This is a genomic window from Allobosea sp. 05T422_2 (assembly GCF_056396265.1).
Genome location: NZ_JBFTLD010000153.1, coordinates 1 through 15,200, shown reverse-complemented (window position 1 = coordinate 15,200; position 15,200 = coordinate 1). Strand labels below are relative to the sequence as shown.

Sequence of the window (15,200 nt, the reverse complement as noted above, 5' to 3'; positions counted from 1 at the left end):
GTGATGCCGTCCGTCGGCAGCGCGAAGCCAGACCAGTTCACATCCCGAGGTGCGCTCCGAAATCTTGAGACCAAGGGTCTCGTGCAATTCACCGTAGATCCGCCAGGGATCGGGAGACGTCAGATTGACGTGACAAATGCCGCGCGGGTGAATCCCGGCCCCGGCGTAGCGCCGTGGCTGGTCCGCCGGCATCGGAGTATGAACTTCGAAGACATGGCCATCGCTGGTCGTGAAGGTGACCGAGCGCTCGATGCATGGCAGCGACGGCTCGCGGGACAAGACCGCAAGTCCAACCGCTGAGGCGCGCGAGGCCGCGGCCTCGACGGCATCGCCATCCAGTGCCTCGAGGCCCACCGTCCGCGCTGCGTTGCCGGAAGCCTGATGCAACATCAACTCCGCGCGACGGCCTGTCGCCGTCAACACGGCGCGCCCGTCATGGTAGTCGACGATGCGCAACCCAAGGACGCTTTCTGCATCCCTTACGCATGCATCCAGATCCTCGACATTCAAGGCCATGTAGCTCTGGCGGGTAACCAGCGGCGTCATGAGCGTAAACTCCCTCGTTCAGTCCATTTCTTTTGGGCTATTCTTGTTCTTGCTTGGGTTCAGTGCGACGCGGCGGCGCGGCTAGGCTGCGCTCGCCACAGCGACCTCGTCGCGCACCGGATTCCGGAGCACGCCGAGCCCTTCGATCTCGACCTCGCAAATGTCGCCATCCTTCATGAAGAGCGGCGGCTTGCGGGCAAATCCGACCCCAGCCGGCGTTCCGGTAATGATCAGGTCGCCAGGCTCCAGCGTGATCGCCTCGCTGAGATAGAAGATCAGGTCGGCAAGCGGGAAAACCAGATCGCTGGTATTCGCGGACTGGACCACCACGCCATTGAGGCGCGTCTCGATCTTCAAGCCCTTGCCGCCCGGCGGCAACTCGTCGGCCGTGACGAATTCGGGGCCAAACGCGCCGGTATCGTCGAAGTTCTTGCCGACCGTCCATTGCGGTGACTTGAACTGGTAGTCCCTGATCGAGCCGTCGTTGAAGATCGAATAACCCGCGACGTGGTCGAGCGCCGCTTCACGCGAGATATGCCGGCCGCCTCGCCCGATCACGGCCACGAGCTCGCCCTCGAAATCAAGCTGGGCCGATACCGCTGGGCGGACGATGGCTTCGCCATGGCCGATAAGGCTCGACGCAAAGCGCGGGAAGACGGCCGGATAGCTCGGGACGTCCTTGTAGGGGCTCTCGGCCGCGTGATCGACATAGTTCAACCCGACGCAAACGATCTTGGGCGGTCGGGCAACCGGCGGGAGAAAGCGAAGGGTGGCCTGGTCCAGTCGCTTGCCCCGCGGCGCGCGGGCCAGCGCGGCAACGGCACCGGGTCCATCCGCAAGGACCTTGCCGAGATCGACGGAACCGAGATCGAAAAGCTCAGCGCCATCACGGACGGCCAAACCCGCCTGCTGACCCGAGACATAACTCACGTACCGCATCGCCATCTCCTTGATTGGATGTCGAGACGGTAGCAGCCAAAATCCGGGCGTCAACAGATTTTCGAATATCTTTCTATCTGTCGATAATGTCTACAGGTCGACCGACAGCACCCCGTCTGCCGCGAGAAGGATCTGCACGGTCCGATCCAGGTGGCGACGAACGAGGAAAACAGCGGCATCCGAATCGCGGGCGAGCGCTGCGTCCGCAATCTCTCGATGCTCGGCGAGATGGTCGCGAGGCTCACGCAAGTACTGCACCGACAAGCGCCGATAGCGATCGGCCTGGTCGTATAATTGCTCGCGAAAATGAAGCAGCCACGGGGAGCCGCAGGCCGAGACCAAGGTCAGGTGAAAGGCCCGGTGGCGCCTCTCCCATTCCGCATCGACAAGCCCGTCCGGTCCGAGCTTGGGCTTTTTGCTAAGCTCATGCAGGGAGGCGAGAATGTTGGCTTCCCAGGCATCATCCCCCTTCTCGATCGACAATCTGACCCCCATGGCATCGAATTCCTTGCGCATGTAGGTGATATCGAGAAGATCGGACCGCGAGACCGGAGCGACACGGAAGCCCTTGTGCTCCTCCAGAACCACCAGCCCATCGGATGCCAGCTTCATAAGAGCTTCGCGCAACGGGCTGAGGCCGATCTCATAGAGCGTCCGCAACTCCTCGAAACGGAGGCGCATGCCCGGCTTCAGTCGGCACTCCAGAATGTCGCGCCGCAGCAACTCGTAGATGCCCGACATCCGCGTACGCCCCTTCGGCTCTTCATTCGCCTGACGAGCGAGCTCGCGCTGGGTTGGGCGGACCAGATTCAAGATTGCCTCCACATCCTGGACATCGACATCGTGCCGCGGGTTGTAACATAAGCCCCGGAATATCGCATGATATCTTTTATTTTCGAAAATATTTGACATGACATGAAAATCTCGTAGCCTCCCCCTCAATCAAGGAGCGCGGCCAGCGCCCAATCCGGAGGGAGAAATCAGCCATGGCTCTGCAAGCCTATCGTTCGCTCATCGCACTCGCGCCGACCGCGCTGTTGTCGCTGTCCCCAATGCCTGCTCTTGCCCAGACGGCCGCCAGCGGAGCGCCGATCAGGATCGGCGCCGTGATCTCAGCCACGGGCGCCATTGCCGGTGTCGGCCTCCCTGAGCGGGAAGGCATTCTGCTTGCTCAGAAGACCTTGAACGCACGCGGCGGCGTGAACGGTCAGCCGATCGAGATTCTGATCGAGGACGACGCGTCGAGCCCGGATGTCGCCGTCAGCAAGGTCAACGCGCTGGTGCACTCTCACAAGATCAAGGCGCTGATCGGCACCTCCGGCATCGCCCAGACCGTCGCAGTCGGCGGCATCACGGCGCCGCTGAAGCTGACCCAGATCGCCTTTTCAGGGCTGGGACCTGCCGTCGAACGCGACCGGACCTGCGTGTTCCACATCACGCCGTCACAGGAGTTGAACGCACGTGCGCTGCTCTCCTATGTCCGCGACATGAAGGCGAGCAAGGTCGGCGTCCTGCATGATTCCGGCTACGGTCAGGTCGTCTGGAACAGCATGAAGGACCTCGCCGGAGAGTTCGGCGTCACCTGGTCCCAGGTCGAGAAATTCGAGATCGCTGCCACCGATCTGACGACGCAGGCCGCCAAGGTGAGGGCGAGCGCGCCGGATGCCGTCATCGTCATATCAACGTCTCCGATGCCCTTCCGCAATGCGCGGCAGGTGAGGCTCACGGCGCCGATCATCTCCGTCCACGGCACCGCGACCTATGACTACGTCAAGGCCATGGGCGATGCGGCCGACAACATCATCCACGCCGAGTTCCTGATCGCCGAAGACCCGCTGCCACATCAGCGCGAGTTCGTGGACCTGTTCCAGAAGGAACACGGCCGGCTGCCGAAGCATTTCGAGGCCGCGGGCTGGGATGCCGTGATGTCGCTGGCGCAGGCGCTCAAGACAGCCGGGCCCGATGCCACGAACGAAGCCCTCTGCAGCGCAATGCGCCGTCCCTACCAGGGCGTCATGGCGAAATTCGACTTTTCTGCCCCGGATATGGGCGGGCTGACGCTCGCCAGCTTCAACTACTCGAAGCTGGTCAAGGGCAAGTTCACGCGCCTCGACTACTCCGCCGCCAAGTGACCGTGGAGGAGCAGGTGCCGAGCGCCTGCCTTCCCTACCGGACCTCTCATCATGTCAGCCAGTCTCGTCATGCAGGCGATCCTGTCCGGGATCACCAACGGCTTCGTCTATGCGCTGATCGGCATAGGCCTCGCCGTGATCTTCAAGGGCACCCAGATCATCAACGCGATGCAGGGCGAATTCGCCGTGATCGGCGCGATGGTCACCGTCTTCGCACTGGAGCCCGTCGGCCTGCCCTATGGCTTGTCGATCCTTCTGGGCGTCATCTCCGGTGCGGCCGTCGGTGTCATCATTGATCGCCTGTTCGTGCAGCCGATGATGCGCCAGCGCGCGGGCGAGGAAAGCTTCTTGCTGCTCACCATCGGCCTGGCGGTCACGCTGTCTGCCGCAGTGCTCTATCTCGCAGGCCGCAACTCCTATCTCCTGCCGAGCTGGGGCGAAGAAGGCGTCATCGAGATCCTCGATGCCTTCCTGCAGATCCAGGCTCTCTGGCTGATCGGTACGGCGATCATCGTGGTCGTCGGTCTGCGCCTCTTCTACGGCAGGACGCTGCTCGGGCTGTCGATGATGGCGGCGTCCATGGATCCCGACGGCGCCGCCACGAACGGCATCAATGTTCGCCGGATGCGCTCTCTGACCTTCCTGCTCGGCGGCACCGTCGGCGCGATCGCGGGCATCCTTGTCGCTCCCCTGGTTGCGGTGAACTACCACATGGGCATCGCCCTGACCCTCAAGGGCTTCGCAGCCGCCATCCTTGGAGGACTGAGCAACCCGCTCGGAGCGGTGCTGGGCGGCGTCACGCTTGGGCTGCTCGAATCCCTCGCCGTCGTCGGCTTTCCCTCCGGCTACAAGGACGTGATCGCGCTCGCGATGATGATCGTCATCATGATCGTCATGCCGAACGGCCTGCTCGGCCGTGTCGGGCGGATCGGAGGCTAGCGCCATGGATAACCTGCGCCGACCTCTCCTGCTTCTCCTGCTTGCCCTGGCCTGGGCCCTCGCGCCGCTCCTGCTGTCGCGGCACCTGATCGATCTCTTCGTGTTCGCCGGCCTGTTCACCATCGGCGGGCTCGGTGTCGGACTGCTGCTCGGTCAATGCGGCATCGTCAATCTGGCCCAGGCGCTGTTCTACGGCATCGGCGCATACAGCTCGGCCTATCTCACGGTTCAGCTCGGCTTGCCGACCCTGGCCGGGTTCCTGGCCGGCATGGTGGCAAGCGCCTTGATTGCCCTCGCCGTGGGCTGGCCGGTCCTGCGCCTGACCGGCTTCTTTCTCGCCCTGGCCACGCTTGCCCTCAGMCTCATCGGCAATGTCCTGTTCTTCGAATGGGACTGGCTGACCGGCGGCACGCTCGGCATTGGCGGCATTCCCAAGCTCAGCATCGTCGGCTTCGCCTTCGATACGCCCGAGCGGGTCTACTACCTCGTCTGGCCAATCGCGATCCTCGTGCTGCTCCTCGCCGACAACCTCGTCCGCGGGCGTCCGGGCCTTGGCATGCGCGCCATGCGCGATGCCGCCCCGGCCGCTGAGGTCCTCGGCGTCGACATGCACCGTCTCAAGACTGCGATGTTCGTCATCTGCGCCATGCTCGGCTCGCTCGCCGGATCGCTCTTCGCGCACTACGTCTCCTATATCAGCGTGCAGAGCTTCACGGTCGAACGCTCGATCGCATTCCTCCTGATTCCGGTCGTCGCCGGCTCGACATCGGTCTGGGGGATCATCGCCGGCGCGCTGTTCGTCACATTCATCCCCGAGCTGCTCAGCGGTCTYGGCGACATTCACCAGGTTCTGTTCGGGCTGGCGCTGGTGCTGGTCGTCACCCTCTTGCCCGACGGGCTGATCGGAGGCGCAGATCGCCTCGCGCAACTCGTGAAACGGAGGATGGCGTGATGACTGCTGTCGCCGACCTGAAACGCCTCCCCTCGCGGCCGATCGACCTGCAAGCGACCCTGGAATTATCGGGCATCGCCCATAGTTTCGGCGGCTTCAAGGTGCTGTCCGATGTCAATTTCGCGGTCCCGCAGGGCCAGATCGTCGGGCTGATCGGGCCGAACGGGTCGGGAAAGAGCACCTGCTTCAATATCGTCTCCGGATTCCTGCGCCCCAAGGCCGGGCGGGTCCTGCTATCCGGGCGCGATATGKCTGCCGACAGCATCCAGGCGCGCACCCGTCATGGTCTGATGCGTACCTTCCAGACGCCGAAAGTATTCGAGCGCATGTCGGTGCTGGAAAATGTGATGGTGGGTCTGCACAAGGACGGCCGCAGCGGCATTCTGGCKAGCATGCTGCGCACGCCCACAGCGCGACGCGAGTTCGATCGGCTACGCAATACCGCCGAAGAGGCCTGTCGCAAGTTCGCGCTCGGCAAATTCCTGGATGCGCAGACCGGACGCCTGCCAGCCGGCCAGCGCCGCGTCGTCGAGCTTGCCCGCGCCTATGTCGGGGCGCCGCGACTGCTGCTGCTCGACGAGCCCTCCTCGGGCCTCAACACCGAGGAGATCGGGCAATTGCGCAGCTGGATCGCGATGCTCAACAGCGAGGGCATGACCATCCTGCTGGTCAGCCACGACATGGGCCTGATGACGATCGCCGACACCGTGCACGCTCTCTATTTCGGCGAGATCATCGCATCCGGGCCCATGGCTGCGATCCAGGCCGATCCCCGCGTGCGCGAAGCCTATCTGGGAGGCTGAGCCATGCTGCAGATCCAATCACTCCAGGCTGGTTACGGCGCCCTGCCCGTGCTGCATGGAATCGAGATGTCGGTCAGCCGGAACGAGGCTGTCGCGATCGTCGGCCCCAATGGCGCCGGCAAGACGACGCTGGTGCGAACCTTGTGCGGTCTGGTGAGACCGATGGCTGGTCGGGTTCTCAAGGATGGCGTCGAGTTAACCGACCTGCCGCCGCACCGCCGGGCCGAGCGCGGCATCGCGGTTGTKCTCGAAAACAGAAATCTCTTCGTCGAGTTGACCGTTCGCGACAATCTGCGCCTCGCTGAAAGCGCCGGCCGAAAGGCCTCCGGAGGTAGCCCGCGCTTCAGCCTCGAGGAGGTGCTGACGCTCTTTCCTGCCGTGCAGCAGCGCTATCACTCGTCAGTCGGGCTGCTCTCGGGCGGGCAGCAGCAAATGGTCGCCATTGCCCGCGCGCTTCTCCTGCAGCCAGACCTCCTGATCCTCGACGAACTCACGACGGGGCTCGCCCCGAAGATCGTCAAGGAGATCCTTGGCGTCCTGAACAACCTGCGGAGCCAGGGCATGGCGATCCTGCTGGTAGAACAGAGCATCACGATCGCCGCCGAAATGACGGACCGGGCCTATGTGCTCTCCGTCGGCAAGGTCGCGCAGGAGATCAGGCGCGGCGAATGGCAGGGCGTCCTCGCCGACGACAGTCTCATCAAGGCCTACCTGCACGGCTGAGTGCGCCGCAGAGCTTCACGACATCAAGTCAAGGAAACATCTCATGGAACTGGGACTTTCTGGGCGAACCGCTTTGGTGTGCGGAGCCAGTAAAGGCATTGGCAAGGGCATTGCACGAGCGCTGGCGCGAGAAGGCGTCAACGTGGCGCTGCTGGCGCGCGGACGAGAGGCTCTGGAGGAAGCCGCCGACGAGATCCGCAAGGAAACGTCGGTGACCGTGACCACCGTCTCGGCTGATATCACCCAGGCGGATTCAGTCGCATCCGCTGCGCAGACGCTTCGAGCCGTACCCGGGTTCTCGACCCTCAACATCCTGATCAACAATGCAGGGGCTCCTGTCACGCGCAACGACAGGCAGGTGCTCTGGAACGATGACGAGTGGCGGGAGCTCATCGAGGTCAAGACGCTTGGCGCGCTGCGCGTCATTCGCGAATTTCTGCCGATGATGGCTCGCGACGGTACCGGGCGCGTCATCAACATCACCGGCTCATCGGGGATCGCGGTCTGGCGCCCTGCCATGCTGCACGGCTTGAACAATTCCGCGCTGATCCACACGACCGGCTATCTCGCCCAGGATCTCTGGAACGAGCGCATCACKGTCAATGCCATCGTGCCGGGATTGGTCGGCACCGAATTCCGGGAGGAATGGGCGGACGGCCTGGCCAAGCAGCAAGGCAAGACCCGCGAGCAGTTCCTCGCCGATTTCTGCCGCGAGCGCGGCATCTTCATGGAGCGTTGGGCCKAGGTCGACGAGGTTGCCGACCTGGCACTCTTCATCGCGTCCGATCGTGCCCGCTACATCAACGGCGCCAAGCTGAACATCGATGGTGGCTTCAGCGTCAACGCGCGCTGACGCCTGACAACACTCTCCACACCCGACCCGGCAACATACAGTCTCAGGAGTAGCAGCATGAGCCACCTCATTCGTCAGATGGGCTTCGTCGCCTTCACGACGCCCGATCCGGACGGGTCCGCGCAGGACCTCGCCGAACTCGTGGGTCTCAAGGTGACGGGCCGGCGCGGCGACACAGTGTTCCTGTCTTCGAATGAACGGCGCTGGGAGGTCGCGCTGACGCGAGGCGGCAGCCGCGCCACATTGGCGATCGGGCTCGAAGCATCCGACGCCGCAGCGGTCGACGAGATCGGGCGGCGGGTGCGCTCGGAAGGCCTGGAGATCCTGGACGACAGGCCGCTTCATGACGGCATCGAGCGCGCCATACGGTTCGCGACGCCATGGGGGCCGATCTTCGAGGTCCACACGCCCATCGCACGCGATCAGGCACAGCGCCATATCGGGCCTGGGGCGCGTGCCAAACGCATCGAGCACGTCAATCTCAAGGTTCCCGACCGGCTCGCCTTCAGTGACCTGTTGGTCAAGCTGCTCGGCATGGAGCTCTCGGATCGCACCGGCGGCGACGAATTCCGCTGGTTTCGGGCCGCCGACGGCTATCACCACACCGTAGCGCTTTGCCCCGGCGATGGCGATCTCCATCACTACGCCTTCGACTTCCACGCCCTCGAGGACCTCGCCGGCATCGCTGACGGGCTTGTCCTCAAGAACCGCTCACTGCTGTGGGGGCCKGGGCGCCACGGCGCCGGTGGCAACGTCTTCCAGTATTACGTCGACCCCAATGGCTGCGTCGTCGAAATGTCGGTGGGGATGGACCGCATCGACAATGACCTGCTCTACGAACCGCGCAGCTGGACGATTTCACCGTCGCTTTCCGACCGCTGGATCAATCTCTGGGGCTCGCCGCCGCCGGCGAACTTCATCGATCCGGCGCTGGGCTTTGCAAGGTGCGCAGCCGCCGCCTACGCGGCATGACCCTCCGCACTCGCGAACGGCCCGCCGACAGGTGACCGCGGCGGGCCATCGCCAATCCGGACGCGGACCCCTGATCCTGACGGGCGCGCCGCGGCTCAACCGTCAGGGGAAAGCGATGCGAGCCACGCGCTGGCCGCTCGCTTCAACCAGACCTGTGAGCAGCGCCGGCCCAAGGAGCGGCCGATGGGGTCGTAGCAAAACCCTATGTCGGCAGCGATTTGCCGGCCTGCTCCTGCACGATGTACTCGGCATACCAGTCCGGCCAGTTCTCATCATGCTGGCCGCCGTTTCGCTTCTCGTGTTCGCCATGCGCGGCCGCCGCACGCCGGAGCGCGGCCGCGAGCTCCCTGGATGAGGCGAAGCGTGTATCACCCGCCTCGACCCGTCCGGGCAGACGCTGGGTGACCTCCTGCAGCAGCCATTCATTGCCGTCCGGGTCCTTGAACGAGAGCCACGACGCGTAGCTGCGCCGTGTCGGCTCGGGCCCGCTGCGACGGTCTCCCTGCTCGCCGTAATGGTAGATCTCGCCAACCTCGGCTCCGCGAGCGGCGAGTGCAGCGCGCGCCGCCACGATGTCGGAGACGATGAGATAGGGGGCCACGGTGTTGCCCTTGCCGAAGATGACAGAAGCGGGCGAGCCTGGAGGCGTGACCTGGATAACCCGGAAATTGTCGCCTGCAATGTCGGCATCAAGTCGCCAACCCAAGCCACCGTAGAAGCGCTTGGCGCGATCGACATCCGCAACGGGGATGCTGACGACCTCAAGCTTCAGGTCGGCCCCCAGGGCTCCGAGGCTCCGGTTTGCAGTCTCGCTGCGCAGTTGAGTATCGCTCATGTCGAACTCCTTCCATTCAGATGAGTGAGAGTTGCGACACACCTCCAATCGCCTGAAATGACGGAGATCCAGGCGATTGAAACATGTTTCGCACTTCGACCGACCGCCCGCCGGGGAGCTTACGCCGCTTCGGGCCGGACGCCATAGCGAGCAGCAGGTTCGGTGCGGGAAAGATTGGGCAGCAGCGCCTGCCGTCCTGCCTCAAAGGCATTCCAGTCAGCCACATCCGGCAGGGACGGCACGGTCACGAACTCACCCAGGTCCAGGCCGGCCAAGGCCGCGTCGACCATCGCCGCAGCCGTCATCACGATCTCGCTCGGCAGGTGCTCGACCGGCTTTCCGGCGATCTCCCAGAAGTCGGTGGCCGTCGCTCCCGGCAGCACGACGTGAACCCGCACGCCCTTGTCCGACAGTTCATGCTTCAAGGACTGGCTGAAGGCCAGGACGAAGGCCTTGGAGCCACCGTAGACGCCGTTCAGGCGCTCCGGCGCGACAGCGACGATCGAAGCGATATTGATGATCGTTCCGCCGCCGCGTTCGACGAATCCGGGCACCGCGGCGTAAGTCAGGCGCATCAAGGCGTTGACGTTCAGAGCAATCATGTCGCTCATCTTGTCGATGTCCGACTGCAGGAGCGGAGCCGTCGCACCGACACCGGCATTATTGACCAGCGTGGTGATCCGCCGATTGCCCCGCAGTTCCGCCTCGACCCTGGCGAGATCGTCGCGCTTGCCGAGATCGGCAGCGATGACCTCGACCTTGCGGCCCGTCTCGGCTGCAATCCTGTCGGCCAGCTTGCGCAGCCGTTCGGCATTGCGCGCCACGAGAATGAGATCGTGGCCACGTCGTGCGAGACGCTCGGCGTAGATCGCGCCAATACCGGACGAGGCGCCGGTCACCAGTGCGAAACCCTTGAATCCCTGGCTCATTGTTTCATCTCCATTGCCCCTGGCGGGGCTCCATGGCGAGGAAATCTAGGCCTGCTTGCCCATGTCTCAAATGTCAAATATACCACCTTTCAGGACATCAAGGACCTGATCGGAGCGTGCCATGCATCGGATCGGTTTCGTCGTTTCGCCAGGCTTCCAGCTGATGAGTTTCGCTGCGCTCTCGGCTTTCGAGTTCGCCAATCTCTCGGTCCCCACCACCCCCTTCTATGACGTCCGGGTGATGTCGCAGAGCGGAGGAGCGGTGAAGAGCTCACTCGGCCTGATGCTGCAGACCGAGCCCTTCGACGATACGCCCTATGACACGATGATCTTCGGTGGCGATCTGGCGGGATCGGAGGTGTCGGCTGCGATGATCGATTTCGTGCGCCGGGCGGCGACCAAGGCACGCCGGGTCGCTTCGATCTGCACCGGAGCCTTCGTTCTGGCTCAGGCCGGCCTGCTCGACGGACGCCAGGCGACAACCCATTGGGGAAGCGCCCGGGATCTCGCCGCGCGCTATCCCCGGATCAAGGTCGATCCCGACCGTATCTTCATCGTCGATGGTCCGATCTGGACATCAGCTGGCGCAAGCGCCGGCATCGATCTCGCCCTCGGCATGATCGAGAAGGACCTCGGCCCCGAAGTTGCACGCATGACGGCACGAAAACTGGTTGTCTATCACCGGCGCGCGGGAGGCCAGTCGCAGCATTCCGCCTTGCTCGACATGGACGCCAAGTCGGACCGCGTTCAGTCGGCACTCGACTATGCCAGGAGCAATCTCCAGTCGCGCTTGAGCGTCGAGGATCTCGCTGACGCCGCCAGGCTCAGCCCCCGCCAGTTCAGCCGCGCCTTCCGCGCGGAGACCGGCCAGTCGCCGGCCAAGGCGGTCGAGAACCTGCGGGTCGAAGCCGCACGCCTGTTGATGGAGCAGACCGGCCACCCCGTCGAGGCCATCGCCGAGCAAACCGGTTTCGCCGACCGGGAGCGGATGCGGCGTGCCTTCCTGAGAAGCTATGGCCAGCCGCCACAGGCCATCCGGCGCAATGCACGCGCATCAGGCTAGCCCGGCGCCCGAAGCCATCCCGGCCATCCGTGCTATGATCGGACGACGTCGGGTTGAGAGCGAGACTCTCGCTCCCGGCCATGATCCTCATCGCGTATCGGCTGGCGGACGAGCCCGCAGGCGTTCCGGCTTCGCCTTCAGGCCCCGCGCTCAGGTGGTCATCCGTCTGAGCCCGTTCAATCGCGAGTTGTTCAACCGAGGGAGTTGCGAAGATGAAGATCCTGATGGTGCTGACGTCACATGATCAGCTTGGCGATACCGGCAAGCTGACCGGCTTCTGGCTCGAGGAATTCGCGGCGCCCTACTACGTCTTCAAGGACGCTGGCGCCGAGATCACACTTGCCTCGCCGAAAGGCGGCCAGCCACCGATCGACCCCAAGAGCGATGAGCCCGGCAACCAGGCCGACGCAATGACGCGGTTCAAGAAGGATCCGGCTGCGCAGCGGGTCCTGGCAAACACCGTCAAGCTCAGCGACGTGACGGCAGACAGCTACGACGCCGTCTTCTATCCCGGTGGTCATGGCCCGTTATGGGACCTTGCCGAGGATCCGGCTTCGATTGCGCTGATCGAGGCGTTCTACAATGCCGGCAAGCCCGTAGCCGCCGTCTGTCACGCGCCGGGCGTACTGCACCGGGTAACCTCGCAGGGGCAGCCGATCGTCAAGGGCAAGCGCGTMACGGGCTTCACCAACTCCGAGGAGGAGGCCGTCCAGCTCGCCAACGTCGTGCCATTCCTCGTCGAGGATGAACTGAAGCGCCTCGGGGGACGCTATGAAAGAGCAGCCGACTGGCAGAGCTTCGCGATCGTCGATGGCCGCCTGATCACCGGCCAGAACCCCGCTTCGTCGACCGCCGCTGCGCAGGAACTCGTCAAGCTCCTGCGCTAGGCTCTTCGGCGGCAGACCATTGCGAGCATCGAGCACTCGGCATTCTCGGCGGCGGAAACCACCCGTCCCCCAGAAATCGGCAGCCAAAGCTTGCATTTTCACGCCCAGCGACGATGGTGGCGCCTTGGCTGGGGGACGCAGTGGCATTTCGCTTTCTTCATACCGCCGACTGGCAGATCGGTAAGCCGTTCTCCAACATTGTCGGCGATCCCGGGGCGGAACTGCGATCACAGCGGATCAAGACCGTCGAGACGATTGCCAGCCTGGCGCATGAGCGACAGGTCGACGCCGTGCTGGTTGCAGGCGATGCCTTCGACAGCAACTMGGTCTCGGACCGGACCATCGTGCGCACGCTCGAAGCCCTCGCCGCCTTCAAGGGACAATGGATATTCCTGCCCGGAAACCATGACGCGGCCTTGGCCCACAGTGTCTGGACACGGATCCAGGCCATGGGCCCGGCGGCGAATGTCATCATCGCCGACAAGCCGGAACCGMTCGATCTCTGGAGCGGTCGGGCTGTCGTTCTGCCCGCCCCGTTGCGCCGCCGACGAGAGGCGCTCGACCAGACCACCTGGTTCGTCGATGCGCCATCCGGGGACGGCGCATGCCGCATTGGCCTGGCCCATGGCAGCGTTGCCAATCGACTGCCGGGCGCCGCGGAATCGTCGAACGAAATCCCCGAGGATCGATCAGAGACCGCCAACCTTTGCTATCTGGCACTCGGCGACTGGCATGGGGCTTTGAAGATCGCCCAGCGGACCTATTATTCCGGGACGCCTGAACCTGACCGCCACAAGGCCAATGACGCCGGGTCGGTCTACATCGTCGACATCCCCGGACCGCGAGCATCGGAGATCGTCGAGACCGTCGCTGTCGGGCACTTTCGCTGGAACAAGGTCGCGGTCGAACTCATCGATGGCACATGCGATCGCGCCATCGAAACGCTCAGTGATCTCGCCGCGAGCCATCGCCATCAGGTGGTCTCGCTCTCGCTGGCAGGCAGTGTCAGCTTTGCCGAGCGCCGGCGCCTCGAAAGCGAGCTTCGCTCCTGGGAGGCCCGCCTTCACCATCTCGAGATCGATGACAGCGCGTTGGTCGATGAGCCAACCTCCGATGATCTCGATGCGCTCGACAAATCCGGTTTCGTTCGTGCCGCGGTCGAGCGACTGCGCGCGAAGGCAACCAATGACGGTGATCCGGAGGCCGGCGCTGCGCGCATGGCGCTTCGCATGATGTATCTCGACCATTTCTCCAAGGGCGCTTGAGCCATGTTCCTTCGCCGCCTGGAGATCGAGGATTTCCGGAAGCTCCGATCCGTCGTCATCGACGATCTCCAGAATGGCCTCAACGTCATCTCGGGTGACAACGAAGCTGGCAAGTCGACCATTCTCGCAGCACTGCGAGCCGCCTTCTTCGAGCGTCACCGCGTCGGAGGCGAAGCCGCGCAGGCGATGCTGCCCTACAACCAGAATGTCCGTCCCCAGGTCAAAGTCGACTTCGAGCTCGATGGGCAGGCCTGGTCGCTTCGCAAGGCCTTTTGCCAGAAGCCCGAGGCCGAGCTGATCGGAGCCAACGAGCGTCATATCGGCGACGCAGCCGATGATCGCCTGGCGGAGTTGTTCGGGTTTACCCCGCCTGGCCGCGGTGGTTCCAAGCCGCAGGATCACCAGGGCATATTCGGGCTTCTCTGGGTCGAGCAAGGGCTCTCACATCAGGCGCTTGGTGTCGGCGCCGGCCGGGACTCGCTTTCCTCAGCACTTGAATCCGAAGTCGGCCAGGTCATCGGCGGAGAACGCGGAAGAGCCCTGATTGCAGCAGCCGAGGCGCGGCGCAGCACCTACTGGGACAAACGCTACAAGCCGCGCGGTGACTACAAGGCGCTGCTCGACGATGTCGAAGCCCTCTCCGCTCGTCGCGAAGAGATGTCCTCTCGCCTCGCGGCCCATGACAGCAAGGTCGGCGACCTCGCAAGGAAGCGCGAGATTGTCGCGCGCTATCACAACGACGCCTCTCTCGAGAAAGCCTTGTCCGCCCTCGCCTCTGCGCAGGAGGCGATGGTACAGGCCGAGATGCTAGAGACGATCGTTGTTAAYGCCGGCCGTGACGCCACACGCTGCAAGGCTGAGACCGAGGCAGCCACAGAACGGCTCGCCGCGCGGCAGGCGCTCGTGAAATCGTCGGATGCCGCACGGGCGTCGCTGGCCCAGGCCACTCACGATGCCGAGGATGCCAAGAGCGTCGTAAGCCGGCTCGAGCGAGCGACCGCCACGACCTCTGCGAGGCTCGCACAAGCGCGGGCTGCGCGGAGCGTTGCGGACGAAGCGCTCGCCGCGGTCCAGCGGGCCATTGACCACGGCCGCGCGCTGCATCTCCTCGCCCGCTTGGAGCTAGATCTCAAGAGTGCCGAAGAAGCTGACGGCAAGCGCATGACCGCTTTGGCCGCAGCTGCAGCCATCACCGTCACGAAGCCCGAGGTCGACACGCTGGAGCGCGCCGGCGAACAGCTCGCGAAAGCCAGGGCCCGGCTCGAGGCGGCGAGCGTCCGGATCGAATTCAAGCCGAACGCGCAACAGAACGTCTCGTCAGACGGCAAGGCAATCTTGCTCAGTGAGCCCCTGCTCCTCGCA

At 64.1% G+C, this 15,200-nt stretch carries 16 protein-coding genes; 11 read left to right on the top strand and 5 right to left on the bottom strand.

The window, feature by feature from the left end; translation table 11 throughout:
• The 3 genes from AC1DJT_RS23100 to AC1DJT_RS23090 form a co-directional block, all read right to left on the bottom strand.
• Positions 1-546: VOC family protein (locus AC1DJT_RS23100; protein ID WP_476834939.1), on the bottom strand; the 546-nt coding region annotated here is incomplete at its 3' end.
• An 81-nt stretch (positions 547-627) separates the two neighbouring features.
• A complete protein-coding gene (locus tag AC1DJT_RS23095) occupies positions 628-1,485 on the bottom strand; it encodes a fumarylacetoacetate hydrolase family protein (RefSeq protein WP_441508055.1) in 858 nt (285 codons plus the stop codon).
• Between the two features lie 90 nt (positions 1,486-1,575).
• Positions 1,576-2,298, bottom strand: a complete 723-nt coding sequence (locus AC1DJT_RS23090; protein ID WP_441508054.1) for an FCD domain-containing protein — start codon at positions 2,296-2,298, stop codon at positions 1,576-1,578.
• Positions 2,299-2,471: 173 nt separating this feature from the next.
• Between AC1DJT_RS23090 and AC1DJT_RS23085 the strand changes: the two genes are divergently transcribed.
• The 7 genes from AC1DJT_RS23085 to AC1DJT_RS23055 are packed head-to-tail and all read left to right on the top strand — an operon-like array spanning position 2,472 to position 8,859.
• Entirely contained in the window at positions 2,472-3,617 is a 1,146-nt protein-coding gene (locus AC1DJT_RS23085; protein WP_441508053.1) for an ABC transporter substrate-binding protein, read from the top strand.
• Positions 3,618-3,668: 51 nt separating this feature from the next.
• Positions 3,669-4,556 carry a branched-chain amino acid ABC transporter permease gene (locus AC1DJT_RS23080; RefSeq protein WP_441508052.1) on the top strand — a complete coding sequence of 296 codons (888 nt, stop codon included), beginning with the start codon at positions 3,669-3,671 and terminating at the stop codon, positions 4,554-4,556.
• 4 nt (positions 4,557-4,560) lie between these two features.
• On the top strand, positions 4,561-5,508 hold the full coding sequence (locus AC1DJT_RS23075) for a branched-chain amino acid ABC transporter permease (protein WP_476834938.1): 948 nt from the start codon (positions 4,561-4,563) through the stop codon (positions 5,506-5,508).
• The gene (locus AC1DJT_RS23070; RefSeq protein ID WP_476834937.1) at positions 5,508-6,311 is read left to right on the top strand and encodes an ABC transporter ATP-binding protein; all 804 of its coding nucleotides are present in this window, start codon (positions 5,508-5,510) and stop codon (positions 6,309-6,311) included. The genes AC1DJT_RS23075 and AC1DJT_RS23070 overlap by 1 nt, the downstream gene beginning before the upstream one ends.
• Before the next feature lie 3 nt (positions 6,312-6,314).
• Positions 6,315-7,034 carry an ABC transporter ATP-binding protein gene (locus AC1DJT_RS23065; protein ID WP_441508049.1) on the top strand — a complete coding sequence of 240 codons (720 nt, stop codon included), beginning with the start codon at positions 6,315-6,317 and terminating at the stop codon, positions 7,032-7,034.
• Positions 7,035-7,077: 43 nt separating this feature from the next.
• Positions 7,078-7,887, top strand: a complete 810-nt coding sequence (locus AC1DJT_RS23060) for an SDR family NAD(P)-dependent oxidoreductase (RefSeq protein WP_476834936.1) — start codon at positions 7,078-7,080, stop codon at positions 7,885-7,887.
• Positions 7,888-7,944: 57 nt separating this feature from the next.
• Entirely contained in the window at positions 7,945-8,859 is a 915-nt protein-coding gene (locus tag AC1DJT_RS23055; RefSeq protein WP_441508048.1) for a VOC family protein, read from the top strand.
• Between the two features lie 202 nt (positions 8,860-9,061).
• On the opposite strand, the gene AC1DJT_RS23050 is transcribed toward AC1DJT_RS23055, so the two are convergent.
• Together AC1DJT_RS23050 and AC1DJT_RS23045 are read right to left on the bottom strand one after the other, a co-directional pair.
• Entirely contained in the window at positions 9,062-9,694 is a 633-nt protein-coding gene (locus AC1DJT_RS23050) for a VOC family protein (protein ID WP_441508047.1), read from the bottom strand.
• A gap of 119 nt (positions 9,695-9,813) precedes the next feature.
• A complete protein-coding gene (locus AC1DJT_RS23045) occupies positions 9,814-10,623 on the bottom strand; it encodes an SDR family NAD(P)-dependent oxidoreductase (RefSeq protein WP_441508046.1) in 810 nt (269 codons plus the stop codon).
• A 121-nt stretch (positions 10,624-10,744) separates the two neighbouring features.
• Between AC1DJT_RS23045 and AC1DJT_RS23040 the strand changes: the two genes are divergently transcribed.
• From AC1DJT_RS23040 to AC1DJT_RS23025, 4 genes are all read left to right on the top strand, one after another.
• Positions 10,745-11,686: a GlxA family transcriptional regulator gene (locus tag AC1DJT_RS23040; RefSeq protein WP_441508045.1), complete on the top strand. Its 942-nt coding sequence runs from the start codon at positions 10,745-10,747 to the stop codon at positions 11,684-11,686.
• A 212-nt stretch (positions 11,687-11,898) separates the two neighbouring features.
• Complete coding sequence (locus AC1DJT_RS23035; protein ID WP_441508044.1) at positions 11,899-12,573, top strand: type 1 glutamine amidotransferase domain-containing protein; 675 nt, start codon at positions 11,899-11,901, stop codon at positions 12,571-12,573.
• A gap of 140 nt (positions 12,574-12,713) precedes the next feature.
• Positions 12,714-13,838, top strand: a complete 1,125-nt coding sequence (locus tag AC1DJT_RS23030; protein ID WP_476834935.1) for a metallophosphoesterase family protein — start codon at positions 12,714-12,716, stop codon at positions 13,836-13,838.
• A 3-nt stretch (positions 13,839-13,841) separates the two neighbouring features.
• The coding region (locus tag AC1DJT_RS23025; RefSeq protein WP_476834934.1) for an AAA family ATPase at positions 13,842-15,200 on the top strand (1,359 nt) is incomplete at its 3' end.

Coding starts and splice junctions, on each gene's coding strand:
- AC1DJT_RS23095 (WP_441508055.1), bottom strand. CDS start 1,485: ATGCGGTACGTGAGTTATGTCTCGGGTCAGCAGGCGGGTTTGGCCGTC.
- AC1DJT_RS23045 (WP_441508046.1), bottom strand. CDS start 10,623: ATGAGCCAGGGATTCAAGGGTTTCGCACTGGTGACCGGCGCCTCGTCC.
- AC1DJT_RS23080 (WP_441508052.1), top strand. CDS start 3,669: ATGTCAGCCAGTCTCGTCATGCAGGCGATCCTGTCCGGGATCACCAAC.
- AC1DJT_RS23085 (WP_441508053.1), top strand. CDS start 2,472: ATGGCTCTGCAAGCCTATCGTTCGCTCATCGCACTCGCGCCGACCGCG.
- AC1DJT_RS23040 (WP_441508045.1), top strand. CDS start 10,745: ATGCATCGGATCGGTTTCGTCGTTTCGCCAGGCTTCCAGCTGATGAGT.
- AC1DJT_RS23050 (WP_441508047.1), bottom strand. CDS start 9,694: ATGAGCGATACTCAACTGCGCAGCGAGACTGCAAACCGGAGCCTCGGA.